At 71.8% G+C, this 12,475-nt stretch carries 11 protein-coding genes; 2 read left to right on the top strand and 9 right to left on the bottom strand.

Annotated features, from left to right (window positions below; genetic code table 11):
- Window positions 1-94: 94 nt before the first annotated feature.
- Entirely contained in the window at window positions 95-817 is a 723-nt protein-coding gene (locus ABD747_RS07560) for a TIGR03936 family radical SAM-associated protein (RefSeq protein WP_344803003.1), read from the bottom strand.
- A 174-nt stretch (window positions 818-991) separates the two neighbouring features.
- Here ABD747_RS07560 and ABD747_RS07555 point away from each other — a divergent pair, with 174 nt between their 5' ends.
- The gene (locus ABD747_RS07555) at window positions 992-1,741 is read left to right on the top strand and encodes a hemerythrin domain-containing protein (RefSeq protein ID WP_344803001.1); all 750 of its coding nucleotides are present in this window, start codon (window positions 992-994) and stop codon (window positions 1,739-1,741) included.
- Between the two features lie 12 nt (window positions 1,742-1,753).
- On the opposite strand, the gene ABD747_RS07550 is transcribed toward ABD747_RS07555, so the two are convergent.
- The gene (locus tag ABD747_RS07550; RefSeq protein WP_344802999.1) at window positions 1,754-5,119 is read right to left on the bottom strand and encodes a BTAD domain-containing putative transcriptional regulator; all 3,366 of its coding nucleotides are present in this window, start codon (window positions 5,117-5,119) and stop codon (window positions 1,754-1,756) included.
- A 23-nt stretch (window positions 5,120-5,142) separates the two neighbouring features.
- On the opposite strand from ABD747_RS07550, the gene ABD747_RS07545 reads away from it, so the two are divergent.
- Complete coding sequence (locus ABD747_RS07545) at window positions 5,143-5,574, top strand: DUF1810 domain-containing protein (RefSeq protein WP_344802997.1); 432 nt, start codon at window positions 5,143-5,145, stop codon at window positions 5,572-5,574.
- Here the strand turns inward: ABD747_RS07545 and ABD747_RS07540 are convergent.
- The 7 genes from ABD747_RS07540 to ABD747_RS07510 form a co-directional block, all read right to left on the bottom strand.
- Window positions 5,561-5,989, bottom strand: coding sequence for an SRPBCC family protein (locus tag ABD747_RS07540; RefSeq protein ID WP_344802995.1), 429 nt, complete (start codon window positions 5,987-5,989; stop codon window positions 5,561-5,563). The genes ABD747_RS07545 and ABD747_RS07540 overlap by 14 nt on opposite strands.
- 22 nt (window positions 5,990-6,011) lie before the next feature.
- Window positions 6,012-6,650: a pyridoxamine 5'-phosphate oxidase family protein gene (locus ABD747_RS07535; RefSeq protein ID WP_344802993.1), complete on the bottom strand. Its 639-nt coding sequence runs from the start codon at window positions 6,648-6,650 to the stop codon at window positions 6,012-6,014.
- Between the two features lie 110 nt (window positions 6,651-6,760).
- A complete protein-coding gene (locus ABD747_RS07530) occupies window positions 6,761-8,698 on the bottom strand; it encodes a TIGR03960 family B12-binding radical SAM protein (protein WP_344803578.1) in 1,938 nt (645 codons plus the stop codon).
- Window positions 8,699-8,886: 188 nt separating this feature from the next.
- On the bottom strand, window positions 8,887-10,911 hold the full coding sequence (locus tag ABD747_RS07525; RefSeq protein WP_344802991.1) for an ABC transporter ATP-binding protein: 2,025 nt from the start codon (window positions 10,909-10,911) through the stop codon (window positions 8,887-8,889).
- Between the two features lie 201 nt (window positions 10,912-11,112).
- Window positions 11,113-11,523 carry a monovalent cation/H(+) antiporter subunit G gene (gene mnhG, locus ABD747_RS07520; protein WP_344802989.1) on the bottom strand — a complete coding sequence of 137 codons (411 nt, stop codon included), beginning with the start codon at window positions 11,521-11,523 and terminating at the stop codon, window positions 11,113-11,115.
- The gene (locus ABD747_RS07515; RefSeq protein ID WP_344802987.1) at window positions 11,520-11,897 is read right to left on the bottom strand and encodes an MrpF/PhaF family protein; all 378 of its coding nucleotides are present in this window, start codon (window positions 11,895-11,897) and stop codon (window positions 11,520-11,522) included. Before ABD747_RS07515 ends, mnhG begins: the two co-directional genes overlap by 4 nt.
- Complete coding sequence (locus ABD747_RS07510) at window positions 11,894-12,433, bottom strand: Na+/H+ antiporter subunit E (protein ID WP_344802985.1); 540 nt, start codon at window positions 12,431-12,433, stop codon at window positions 11,894-11,896. The genes ABD747_RS07515 and ABD747_RS07510 overlap by 4 nt, the downstream gene beginning before the upstream one ends.
- Between the last annotated feature and the right edge of the window lie 42 nt (window positions 12,434-12,475).

Genomic DNA, 12,475 nt, shown 5'->3' with positions numbered 1-12,475 from the left:
CGGCGCTGCCGACCACCCCGTTCGCACCCCGTCGAACGGTTCGCACCCCGTGGAAGAGGCGCGAACCGTCCCACGGGGTGCGAACGCGGCGGGCTCAGCGCAAGGGGTCGCCGACCTCACCGGATGCCTCGTCCAGCGGGCCCTGGCCGAGACGTGTCGGCACCGCATCCGGCAGCGCGCCGACCGCAGCGTCCACGTGGATCAGCGCCCGGAGCACGTCGTCCGGGCGGACCAACGGCACCCCGTGGCGCAACACCATCCGCAGCCGCGCCGAGCCCGCCGGTACGTCCTCCGCGCGGAGCGAGACCACGGCGCCGCGCACATCGAACGACCGCAGCCCGTTCTTGGTCATCCGCTCCACGGTGTGCTCCGACTCGCCGAGCAGGGTCGCGACCGCCGGCCCGAGCACCGCGGCGTCGGCGCCGGGCCAGTCGACGATCCAGACCGACCCGGTCAGCCGGTCGGCCAGCGCCCCGGGGCTCGCCTCGACCACCTCGACCACGTCCAGCCCGGTCGGCAGGGCCGCGTCCAGCGCCTCGCGTACCGCCTCGGGATCGCAGTGCTGCGCCAGACCGATCTCCAGATACTCCGCCTCGCTGGCCGCGCCGGTCGGGGCGGCATTGGCGTAGGAGATCCGCGGGTGCGGCGAGAAGCCGGACGAGTAGGCCATCGGCACGCCCGCCCGGCGTAGCGCCCGCTCGAACGCCCGGCCGAAGTCGCGGTGGCTGGCGAACCTCGCCCGGCCGCGCTTGGCATAGCGGACGCGGAGCCGCTGCACCGGCGGGGCGTGTTGCTCGGGCTGCGGTCGGGACGACACGCGCTGAGGATAGCCGCGCTCGCCGTGACGCGGATCGGGCGCTCGATCGGTTATCGGGCCCGTTTTCGGGGCGGATCGGCGATCGAGCGCCCGAAATGCGTCAACCGACCTCAAGTCGATCCCAAGAGGCGTCCCGCACTCTGATCTCGACAACGCCCAACCGGAGGAGGAACCATGACCCACACCGTCGGTGGCGGCATCGAGCGCCGCGACCCGAGCTGGCCCGAACAGATCCTGCTACCCGGGCAGGCCGCTGCCCCGGACGGTCCGGTGGACATGCACATGATGTACGTCGCCCACTTCGGCTTCCGCCGGGACCTGGCCGCCTTCGCGGCGGCCGCGGCGGTCACCCCGGTCGAGGACCGGGCCACCTGGGCGGCGCTGTCCGCCCGGTGGTCGCTGTTCGCCACGGTCCTGCACCATCACCACAACGGTGAGGACGCCGGGCTGTGGCCGCTGCTGCTGGAACGCACCGACGAGGCCGATCGGGCGGTGCTGGACGCGATGGAGGCCGAGCACGGTGAGATCGACCCGATCCTGATGGCCTGCGAGGCCGGGTTCGCCAAGCTCGCCGCCGGCGGCGACGCCGACACCCGCAACGCGCTGGTCGTCCGGCTGTGCGCCGGCCGGGAAAGTCTCGGGCGCCACCTCGCCCACGAGGAGACCGAGGCGATTGCGATCATCCAGCGGGTGCTGGACCAGGCCGACTGGGACCGGGTGACCGAGGAGCACTTCGAGCCGAAGGACGTGAGCCTGCCGCTGCTGCTGAGCGGGATCCCGTGGGTGGCCTACCGGCTGCCGGAGCCGGGCCTGCGCAAGCTGCTGGCCGGCTGGCCGGCTCCGATGCGGTTGCTGTGGCGGCTGACCCGGCGCGGATTCGCCCGGCGCGAACGGCGAGCGTTCCGCTACGTCGGCGGCCGCTGACCCAGCGAACGCTCAGAAACCGAGTTCGGCCTGCTGCTGGGTGAACCAGGCCTCGGCCAGCGGGATCTGCCAGCGCCGCATCAGCCCGAGCGCGTCCTCGGCGTGACGAGCGGCAAGCGCCGGCTCGCCGACGGCCGCCGCGGCGAACGCCAGATAGGCGTCGACCGGTCCGATCGCCGTTCCCGAGCCCGCACAGGCTGCCCGGCCCGCGTACGGCGCCAGCCGCGCATAGCTGTCGGCCGCCAGCTTCCGGTCGTCGACCCACGGCGCGATCGCCGCCGCCGAGGCCCAGGTGAGGATCGACAGCCAGGTCTCACCGCCGAGGTCGACCGGATGGGTGGCATAGAACGCCCTGGCCTCGTCGAGCTGCCCGGCCCGGACCCGGAACAGCACCGCCGGCGCCGCCAGCGGCAGGCCCTCGCTCATGTGCTCGAGGTCCCCGGCGACCTCGCCGGCGCGGCCCTGCCAGAAGCGGAGGATGACCATGGCACCCCCGACGGCGTCACCGGACTGCTCGACCGAGATCACCGCCGCGCGCCGGGCGATGTCGTTCAACAGCGCCTCGGCCAGGTCGAACTCGCCCCGCATCGCGCGCCACGGCAGCTCGAGGCCGTCCAGCACGACTTCACCGAACGGAACCCGCAGCCGGCGTGCCTCCGCCCGGGCGACGTCGATCGCCGTCCACATCTGCTCGATCTCGCCCAGCTCACCGAGCACCACAGCCCGCAGCGTCGCGGAGACCACGAAGGCGAGCTCCTCACCCAGTTCCTCGGCGAGCCGGGCCGACTCGGTCGCGTGCCGCAGCCGGTCCCGCGCGGTGGCCGGGCACCACAGCGTCGGAAACGCGATCTGATGTGCGTCGAGCAGCAGCCGGCGGTCACCGAGCCGGGTCGCCATCGCGAGGCTCTCCTCGACCAGCGCCGACCGCTCCTCGAACGTCGCGCCGAAATACAGCTCGTTGGCCAGGCTCAGCATCACCCGGCAGCGCATCGGGTCGTCGGTGGTCGGCAGCCCGGCCAGGCTGCGCCGGAGCGCGTCCACGATCACGGTGTGCACCTCGCCGAGCGGCGCCGACTGCCAGAGCACCCCGATCGTCGGCGAGGTCGCAGCCTGCGCCAGCAGCCGTACGTCGCCCAGCCGGTCGGCGACGGCGATCGCCTGCTCGGCGGCCGCGATCAGCGGCTGCCACTGCGCCGACCACCGGTAGGCGTCGATCAACGCGATCAGGGCCTCGTAGCGATCCAGCTCGCCCGCCTCGGGATCGGCGTCCATCGAGACCAACGCGTCCGCCAGCAGCGCGGACGCCTGCTCGTGCGCGTGCAGCCGCGCCGCCAGCCGGGCTGCATCGATCGCCGCCGGCCACGCCCGGGCCGCGTACGCCGGACCGGCAGCGGCCCAGTGCCGGGCCCGCTCGGTCTCCCGGCCTGGCCGGTGCTCCAGCAGCTCGGCCAGCCGTACGTGCAGCCGGGCCCGCCGCGAAGCGGACAGCTCGGCATAGGCCGCGTCGCGGACCAGCGCGTGCGCGAAGGAGAACCGGTCGATCCCGTCCTCCCGGATCAGCCCCGCCGCCGCGGCCGCGTCCAGAGCGTCCAGCGCCGCGTCGTCGCCCACCGCGGACGCGCCGACCAGGGTGTCCAGGTCGAACTGACGTCCGATCACCGCCGCCGTGCGCAGCAGCGTCCGGGACGTCTCCGGGAGCCGTTGCAGTCGACGGGTCAGCACGTCGGACACCGCCGCCGGCGGGTCCGGGTCGCGCAGCGTCGCCTCCAGGCCGCCGCGCTCGACCGCGAGCCGCGCGTACTCCACCAGGAAGAAGGGGTTGCCGTCGGTCCTGTCGCGCAGCCGGCCCGCCGCCGCACGCTCGGGCCGGGTATGGGCCACGCCCTCCACCAGGGTGGCGGCCTGGTCGGCGGTCAGTCCGGTCAACTCGAGGCGCAGCCCGTGCCGGCGGGCCACCATCTCGGCCAGGTCCGCGAGCGCGCCGGTCGGCTCGGGATGTGCCCGCCAGGTCGCGAGCACCAGCAGTCGAGCGGGACCGCCGGCGTCGGTGGTCTCGGCCCCCTCGGCGAGCAGCCGCAGCACCCGCAGTGTCGCCGGATCGGCCCAATGCAGGTCGTCCAGCACCATCAGCACGAGGCGCTTGCGGGCGGCGGTCAGCACGATCTGGAGGATCTGCTCCCAGACCGCGAACTGGCTGACGTCCAGCTCGTCACTGCCGCGGCCGGGCAGGTCTGCACCCAGGCCGCGCAGCACCGAGGACCACGGCCACAGCGGCGGCGCGCCGTCGTCCTGCGAGCAGCGGCCGGTCAGCACGACGGCAGCGCGGTCGGTCGCGTCGGCGATCAGCTCGGTGGCCAGCCTGGTCTTGCCGATCCCCGGCTCCCCGATCAGCGTCGCGAACCGGACCGCGCCGGCTTCCGCGGCGTCCAGCTCGTCCCGGAGCGCCGCCAGCTCCACATCCCGGCCGACCAGCGGCGACCCGCTCGGCCGGGGTGTCCGCGGCCGCCGCTCGGCAACCGAGGCACTCACCGCGGCGGGCTCGCGCTCCGCGGCCGCCTCGGCGACCCAGCCCAGCGCCGGGTCCTGACGCAGCACGGCGGTCTGCAGCGCCTGCAGCTCCGGGCCGGGCTCGAGCCCCAGCTCGTCGTCCAGCACCTCGCGGACCTGGCGGAGCACGTCCAGCGCGTCGGCCTGCCGGCCGGCCCGGGCCAGCGCGAGCGCCCGTAGTCCCCACAGCCGTTCCCGCAGCGGGTGAGCGCCGGTCAACGCCTCCAGCTCGGCCGCGACCGTTGCCTGCCGGCCCAGCCAGAGTCCGGCCAGCGCCCGGTCCTCGGTGGCGACGAGCTGCAACTCGGCGAGCCGGGTGCGCTCGGCCCGGGCGTCGGCCGCGTCGTCGAGTTCCAGATAGGGCTCGCCCCGCCACAGCGCGAGCGCCGCATCCAGCTCGGCGACGGCCGACTCCAGCGTCTCGCGATCGGGCCTGGTCCGGCCGGTCGGCTGCGGCACCAGCGCGGACACCGGGGCGAGGCGCTGGTGCTGGACGTTGACGGCGGACACGAACCGGGCCGCGTCCAGCTGGTCGGGCGGGATCCGGAGCGCATAGCCGCTGCCGACCGTGACCAGCAACGCCGACGGAGCCCGGCGGCCGCGCGACGGCTCGAGCGAGCGGCGCAGGCCGGAGACGTACGCCTGAAGGGTGCCGGTGACCGTCGGCGGCGGGTCGTCGGCCCAGAGCAGCTCGATGATCGTGTCGGTGGGGACCGGCCGGCCGGCATACAGCGCGAGCGCCGCCAGCAGCCCCCGCTGCTTGCGGGTGCCCAGATCGACGGCTTCGTCACCCCGACGCACCAGCGTCGGTCCGAGGACCCCGACCTCCACGGGCGTCAGCCTATGGTGAACAGATGACAAACGCGTACGACTTGGGCCGGTTCGTCTCCGCGCAGGACTCGGGCGGGACGTACGAGGATGCCCTGGGTGAGCTGCGGAACGGACGCAAGACGAGCCACTGGATGTGGTTCGTCTTTCCCCAGATCGCCGGTCTGGGGCGGAGCTCGATGGCCCAGACGTACGCGATCTCCTCGCTCGACGAGGTGCGGGCCTATCTGGCCCATCCGGTGCTGGGGCCGCGCCTGGTCGAGTGCGCGGCGGCCGTGCTCGACCATCGCGATCGATCCGCCGAGCAGATCTTCGGCGGGATCGACGCGATCAAGCTGCGCTCGTCGATGACCCTCTTCGCTGCCGCCGATTCCGGCCAACCTCAGTTCGCCGCCGTGCTGGGCGCGTTCTTCGACGGGCCCGATCGGGCGACCCTGGAGCTGATCAGCTCGGATTGAGCGCCGAGTTCAGCCCGCCGGTGATCATCTTCTTGCCGATCACCAGCAGCAGGACGCCGACCAGCTTGCCCTTCACACCCTTGCCGGTCCGGTGCACGGTGACGTCCACCGTGGTGCCGGTGCCCGACGGCGTCAACGTGTAGTCCCACCGGCTGCCTGGCGCCCACAGGTTGGAGTCAACGGTGGTGGCGGTCACGGTGCCGGCGGCCGCGTCCCAGCTGTAGCGCTCCCGCTCCCAGCCGACGTCGTTGCCCTCGGTGACCTCGACCCAGTCCTCGCCGGAGTCGTGCACCTGGAGGTGGGAGAGGTCGACGCCGGGCCAGGCGTCGGCGCGGGCCGGGGAGAAGTCGGTCAGGATTCGCAGCACCTCCTCCGGCGGCTTGCTCGTCGTGACCTGCGCAGAGATGGTGGGCATCGCGGACTCCCAGGTGGACGGATCAGGGGGCGTAGAGCTTGGCTGCGTACTGCTCACCGTAGTAGGTGGTCAGCTGCTCGACACTCTGGTCCTTCGCGTCCAGCTCGTGGGCGATCACCGGCCGCGGCGGAACCGGGTCGGTCCAGGTCTCCGGTTGCCACAGCTGGGAGCGCAGGAATGCCTTCGCGCAGTGATGGAAGACCTCCTCGATCTCGACCAGCAGCGCCAGGATCGGGCGATGCCCCTTGACGATCATCTGGTCGAAGAACGGCGCGTCGGCGACCAGCCGGGCGCGGCCGTTGATCCGGAGCGTGTCGCCCCGGCCGGGGATCATGAACAGCAGCCCGACGTGCGGGTTGGAGAGGATGTTCTGGTAGCCGTCCACCCGCCGGTTACCGGGCCGCTCGGCGATGGCGATGGTGTGGTCGTCGAGGACGTACGCCAGCTGACCGGCCGGGTCGCCCTTCGGCGACACGTCGCAGCTGCCGTCCTGCGCCGACGTCGCGATCAGGCAGAACGGCGAGGCGGCGAGCCACTGCCGGTCGAGGTCGTGCAGCGCCTGTCGCACCTTGTCCCGGACCCGCGGCAGCGGGGTGCCGACCAGTTCCACCAGCGACTCGACGTCGGTGATCTCGATCCAGCCCGTCTGCGTCGCGGCCATGACGCCAACCCTAGGCGCCCCGCGTCCAATCCCCCACCCGGTTTCGGATCCCCTGTGGCGATCCGGATCCGTTGCAGGGGATCCGAATCGCTCCAGCGGATCCGAGATCGCTACACCACGGTCAGCGGCAGCAGCTTCCGGCCGGTGGGTCCTACCTGGATGTCGGTGCCCATCTGCGGGCAGACGCCGCAATCGAAGCACGGGGTCCAGCGGCAGTCGTCGACCTCGACCTCGTCCAGAGAGTCCTGCCAGTCGTCCCACAGCCAGTCCTTGTCCAGCCCGGAGTCGAGGTGGTCCCAGGGAAGCACCTCGTCCTGCTCACGCTCCCGGGTGGTGTACCAGTCGAGGTCGACTCCGGTCCCGGCCAGCGCGCTCCCGGCGGCCGATGCCCATCGGTCGTAGGAGAAGTGCTCGCTCCAGCCGTCGAACCGGCCGCCGCCGCGCCAGACGGATTCGATCACGGCGCCGACCCGGCGGTCGCCACGGCTGAGCAGCCCCTCGATCGTGCCCGGCTTGCCGTCGTGATAGCGGAAGCCGATCGCCTTGCCGTACTGCCGGTCGCTCCGGATCGCGTCCCGCAGCTTGGCGAGACGGGCGTCGATCACCTCGTGCGAGTCCTGCGCGGCCCACTGGAACGGGGTGTGCGGCTTGGGGACGAAGCCGCCGATGCTCACCGTGCAACGGATGTCGCGCCGACCGCTCACCTCCCGGCCGGTGGCGATCACCTTCTTCGCGAGGTCGGCGATCGCCAGCACGTCGTCGTCGGTCTCGGTCGGCAGCCCGCACATGAAGTACAGCTTCACCTGCCGCCAGCCCGAGGCGAAGGCGGCCGCCACGGTGTTGATCAAGTCCTGCTCGCTGACCATCTTGTTGATCACCTTGCGCAGCCGCTCCGAGCCGCCCTCGGGGGCGAACGTCAGCCCGGAGCGGCGGCCGTTGCGGGACAGCTCGTCGGCCAGGTCGATGTTGAACGCGTCCACCCGAGTGCTCGGCAACGACAGCGACACATTGCTGCCCTCGTAGCGATCCGCGAGCTGGTGGGTGATCTCGGCGATCTCGGAGTGGTCGGCGCTGGACAGGCTGAGCAGCCCGACCTCCTCCAGCCCGGTGGCCGCGATCCCGCCGGCCACCATCGCGCCGATGGTCTGGATGTTCCGCTCCCGCACCGGTCTGGTGATCATGCCGGCCTGGCAGAACCGGCAGCCCCGGGTGCAGCCCCGGAAGATCTCCACCGAGTAGCGTTCGTGCACGGTCTCGGCGAGCGGCACCAACGGCTTCTTGGGGTACGGCCACTGATCGAGGTCCATCACCGTGTGCTTGGCGATCCGGGGCGGCACCCCGCGCCGGTTCGGGATCACCCGACGGATCCGGCCGTCGGTGGTGTAGTCGACGTCGTAGAACTTCGGCACGTACACCCCGCCGGACGCCGCCAGCCGGAGAAGCAGCCCGTCCCGGCCCCCCGGCCGGCCCTCCGCCTTCCATTCCGCGATCACGTCCGAGATCGCCAGCGCGATCTCCTCGCCGTCGCCGAGCACGGCGGCGTCGACGAAGTCCGCGATAGGCTCCGGGTTGAACGCGGCGTGGCCACCGGCCAGCACGATCGGGTCCTGCTCCCGCCGGTCCACGGCGTGCAGCGGCATGCCGGCCAGGTCGATCGCGGTGAGCAGGTTGGTGTAGCCGAGCTCGGTCGCGAAGCTCACCCCGAGCACGTCGAACGCGCCGACCGGACGATGGGTGTCCAGGCTGAACTGGGGCACGCCGTTCTCCCGCATCAGCGCTTCCATGTCCGGCCAGACGGCGTACGTCCGCTCGGCCAGGATGTTCGCCCGCTCGTTCAGCACCTCGTACAAGATGGCGACGCCCTGGTTCGGCTGGCCCACCTCGTACGCGTCGGGATACATCAAGCACCACCGCACGTCGCAGGCCGCCCAGTCCTTGACGACGGAGTTCAGCTCGCCACCGACGTACTGGATGGGCTTGGAGACACGCGCCAGCAGCGGCTCGAGCCGCGGGAACAGCGACTCGGGCGCATCGGCGGGCGTGGTCATGGTGCTCATCGTGCACCCACCCTAATCGGCGCCCTCCGTCCCGGGAAACTGTGCAGCTGTCGCAACGACACGCCGATCGGAGCTGCGAGAGGCGCACAGTTTCCGGGGACGGGCGGGCCGGGGACGGGCGGGCTGGGGGCGGTCGCGGACGGGAGGGCGCGGCACCGCGGGCGCGAGCCCGGCACAAACTAGACGGCGACGTCGGCGCGGCGACCCGGCCGCTCGCAGATCTTGGTGCCGTCGGCGAACAGCACGCCGTCGGTGAACCGGCCCTCCACCTGGCCCGAGCCGAACTGCTCGACGTAGAGCCGGGCGTACAGGCCGCCGCGAGCCAGCAACTCGGCATGCGTGCCCTGCTCGACCAAGATCCCGTCCTCCAGCCCGAAGATGACGTCGGCGTTCTGGATGGTGGACAGCCGGTGCGCGATCGCGATGGTGGTACGTCCGCGGGTGGCCCGGTCGAGCGCCTCCTGCACCAGCCGCTCGGTCTCGGTGTCCAGCGCGCTGGTCGCCTCGTCCAGGATCAGCACCCGCGGGTTCATCAGCAGCACCCGGGCGATCGCCAGCCGCTGCTTCTCCCCGCCCGAGAGCCGGTAGCCGCGCTCGCCGGTGATCGTGTCGTAGCCGTCGGCAAAGCTCATGATCCGGTCGTGGATGTTCGCGTCGCGCGCCGCCTGCTCGATCTCCGCCCGGGTCGCCCCCGGCCTGGCGTAGGCGATGTTGTCGCCGATCGTGCCGTGGAACAGATAGGGCTCCTGGGTGACCATGCCGACCGCCTCGGCCAGCGAGCCCATGGTGAGGTCGCGGACGTCGATCCCGTCGATCCGGACCGCGCCCTCGGTGGCGTCGTAGAACCGCGGCACGAGGTACGTCGTGGTCGTCTTGCCCGAGCCCGACGGTCCGACGATGGCCGCCATCTGGCCCGGCTCGACGGTGAAGCCGACGTCGCGCAACGTCCAGCCGTCCAAGGCGGACTCGACCGGCTCGGCGGTCTCGGTCTCCTCGACCAGCTCAGCACCCTCGGTCGCGGCGACCGTAGCAAACCTGGGCCCCGCCGGCGTGGCGCCGGCCAGGGTCCGCGGTTCCGGGTAACGGAACCAGACGTGGTCGAACTCGATCCGGCCGCCGTGGTGGGACGCCGGCAGCGGGTGCGCGTCCGGGCGCTCGACGATCGCCGGCTCCAGGTCGAGGTACTCGAAGATCCGGCCGAACAGGGCCAGCGACGTCTGGACGTCCAGGGTGACCCGCATCAGCTGCACCAGCGGCATCTGCAGCCGCGCCTGCAAGGTGGTGAAGGCGACCAGGGTGCCGGCGGTGAGCAGGTCGGAGCCGGCGCCGATCTTGCCGGTGATCAAGAACCCGGCGACGAGATAGATCAGCGCCGGGGTGATCGCGAAGAACGTCTGCACGATGGCGAAGAACGCCCGGCCGGTCATTGCCGCCTCGAGCTGCAACCGGGTCTGGTTCTGGTTCTCCAGGCGATAGCGCTCGGTCTCCGCCTCGGCCCGGTTGAACACCTTGGCCAGCAGGATTCCGGAGACCGACAACGCCTCCTCCGTGATCGCGGTCATCTCCGACAGCGACTCCTGGGTCCGGCGGGCCAACCGCTGCCGCCGCCGGCCGACCCGGACCTGGATGAAGACGAACAACGGCATCAGGATCAGCGTGATCACGGTGAGCTGCCAGGACAGCAGGATCATCGCGATGAAGGCCGACACCACGGTCACCGAGTTCTGCAGGATCGTGGTCGCGGTGTCGGTCAGCACGGTCCTGACCCCGGCCACGTCGTTGGCCAATCGGGACTGGATCGCGCCCGTCTTGGTGGCGGTGAAGAAGGCGAGCTCCATCCGCTGCAGATGGGCGAACAGCGCGCTGCGCAGATCGGCCATCGCCGAGTTGCCGATCTTGGTGGTCAGATAGTTCTGGGCGATCCCGATCATCGCGGTGACCAGCGGAATCGCGATCATCCCCGCCACCAGCCAGACCAGCAGTCCGAGGTTCACCGGGCCGCCGTCGGTCGGGAACAACGCGTCGTCGAACACCGCCCGGGTCAGGAACGGCACGATCGAGGTCAGCACCGCGGCGACCACCACGGCCAGCAGGACCAGCAACATCGGACCCTTGTACGGCGCCAGCAGGCCGGCGATCCGGCGCAGCACCGGGGGCGTACGTCCGGGTGCGGCCGGTGGGGCCTCGGCGACAGCAACGCTCATACTTAGCGATGCTAACTCCCCCGCTGCCCGTCACCCTTCCGGAACTGCGCAGCCCCCACACCCCCTCCCGCCGCCGGCAACTGTGCAGCTCCCGCAGTCCGCCCCGGCGTGTCGCTGCAACAGGCGCACAGTTTCCGGTCGGGGTGGAGGGTTCCGGGGGGTGGAGGGTTCCGGGGGTGGAGGGTTCCGGGGGGTGGAGGGTCAGGCCTCGCGGTCGGGGTCGGCGACGGCATCCGGGACGTCGTCGCTGTCGACCCGGCGGAAGCCCGCCCGGGCGAGGTCGTCGGCCAGCTCGTCGGCGATCAGGGAGTCGTCGTCGACCTGATGCGTGCGGTACGCCGTCCGCCCGACCATGTGCGCCGACACCGGTGCGGTCAGCAGCTGGAGCACCGCGACCAGGAACAGCAGGCCGAGCACCTTCGGCTGGCGGACCTCCAGGGCGACGCCGGCCACCAGCAGCAGCAGCCCCAGGGTCTGCGGCTTGGTCGCCGCGTGCATCCGGCTGAGCACGTCCGGGAACCGCAGCAGGCCGACCGCCGCAGCGAAGCAGAGCAGCGCGCCGAGCAGCAGGAACAGTGCGCCGAGGATGTCCGCGACCAGGCTCCAGCTCATCGCTCGGTCCCCTCGCCGGGACCCTGGCCGGTGTCGTCCGGCCGCCGGCCCGCCGCCCGATCGAACAAGCCGGCCGCCTCCGGGGGTACGTCCCACTTGCGCGCCTTGTCCCGGTCGGCCACGAAGCGGGCCATGCTGAGCGCGCTGGCGAAGCCCAGCAGCGACAGCACCAGGATGATCGGGACCGTGGTGCCGTGCCGGTTCAGCGCCGCCTCCAGCCCCAGGCCGGCGATCACCACGGCCAGCATGACGTCCGCGGCAACGACCCGGTCCAGCGTGCTCGGGCCCTTGGCCATCCGCACCAGGACGAGCAGCGCCGCCACGGTCAGCAGCACCATCGCCACCACGATGATGACCACTCGTACCTCGCTCATCGGCTCCTCCGCTCCCGGACGGCCGCGCGTTCCGCTGCCGAGCCGTACGCCTCGATCACCCGGGCCTCGGCATCCAGCACCGCCTGCCGGGCCGGTTCGAGATCACTCAACCGGTCGACGTCCAGCACGTGCAGATAGAGCGTCCTGGTGCTCCGGCGGGCCTCGACCACGATGCTGCCGGGCACCAGCGAGACCAGCTCGGTGGTGAGGGTCTGGTACAGGTCGGAGTCCGACCGCAGGTCGACCCGGACCATGGCGCTCTTCGGGGTCTCGCGCCGGAACGCCAGCAGCGCCACCGAGAAGCTGGACCGGACCAGGTCCAGCACCAGCCGGAACGCCAGCTTCAGCTGTCCGATCAGGTGGAACCGCCCGTGGAACTCCACCGGTGGCAGCGGGAAGACGGCCGTCACCAGCAGCCCGAGCAGGAAGCCGGCCACGATCGTGCCGATCGTCACCTTGCCGAGCAGCAGCACCCAGACGATCGTCAGGATGACGATCATCTTCCACTGCATGCCGTACGTCCGCCGCGCGTTCATCGCCCCCACCTCCGTTCGTTCACGACGCGATCACCGGCCGGC

The organism is Microlunatus ginsengisoli (assembly GCF_039537205.1).
In the GTDB taxonomy this organism is placed as follows: Bacteria; Actinomycetota; Actinomycetes; order Propionibacteriales; family Propionibacteriaceae; genus Microlunatus; species Microlunatus ginsengisoli.
The sequence above is the reverse complement of the archived record's forward strand: the minus strand, read 5'-3'. Positions and strand labels throughout refer to the sequence as shown.

Coding starts and splice junctions, on each gene's coding strand:
- ABD747_RS07530 (WP_344803578.1), bottom strand. CDS start 8,698: ATGACCACGCCCGCCGATGCGCCCGAGTCGCTGTTCCCGCGGCTCGAG.
- ABD747_RS07545 (WP_344802997.1), top strand. CDS start 5,143: ATGACAAACGCGTACGACTTGGGCCGGTTCGTCTCCGCGCAGGACTCG.
- ABD747_RS07510 (WP_344802985.1), bottom strand. CDS start 12,433: ATGAACGCGCGGCGGACGTACGGCATGCAGTGGAAGATGATCGTCATC.
- ABD747_RS07540 (WP_344802995.1), bottom strand. CDS start 5,989: ATGCCCACCATCTCTGCGCAGGTCACGACGAGCAAGCCGCCGGAGGAG.
- ABD747_RS07515 (WP_344802987.1), bottom strand. CDS start 11,897: ATGAGCGAGGTACGAGTGGTCATCATCGTGGTGGCGATGGTGCTGCTG.
- ABD747_RS07525 (WP_344802991.1), bottom strand. CDS start 10,911: ATGAGCGTTGCTGTCGCCGAGGCCCCACCGGCCGCACCCGGACGTACG.
- ABD747_RS07535 (WP_344802993.1), bottom strand. CDS start 6,650: ATGGCCGCGACGCAGACGGGCTGGATCGAGATCACCGACGTCGAGTCG.
- ABD747_RS07555 (WP_344803001.1), top strand. CDS start 992: ATGACCCACACCGTCGGTGGCGGCATCGAGCGCCGCGACCCGAGCTGG.
- mnhG (WP_344802989.1), bottom strand. CDS start 11,523: ATGAGCTGGAGCCTGGTCGCGGACATCCTCGGCGCACTGTTCCTGCTG.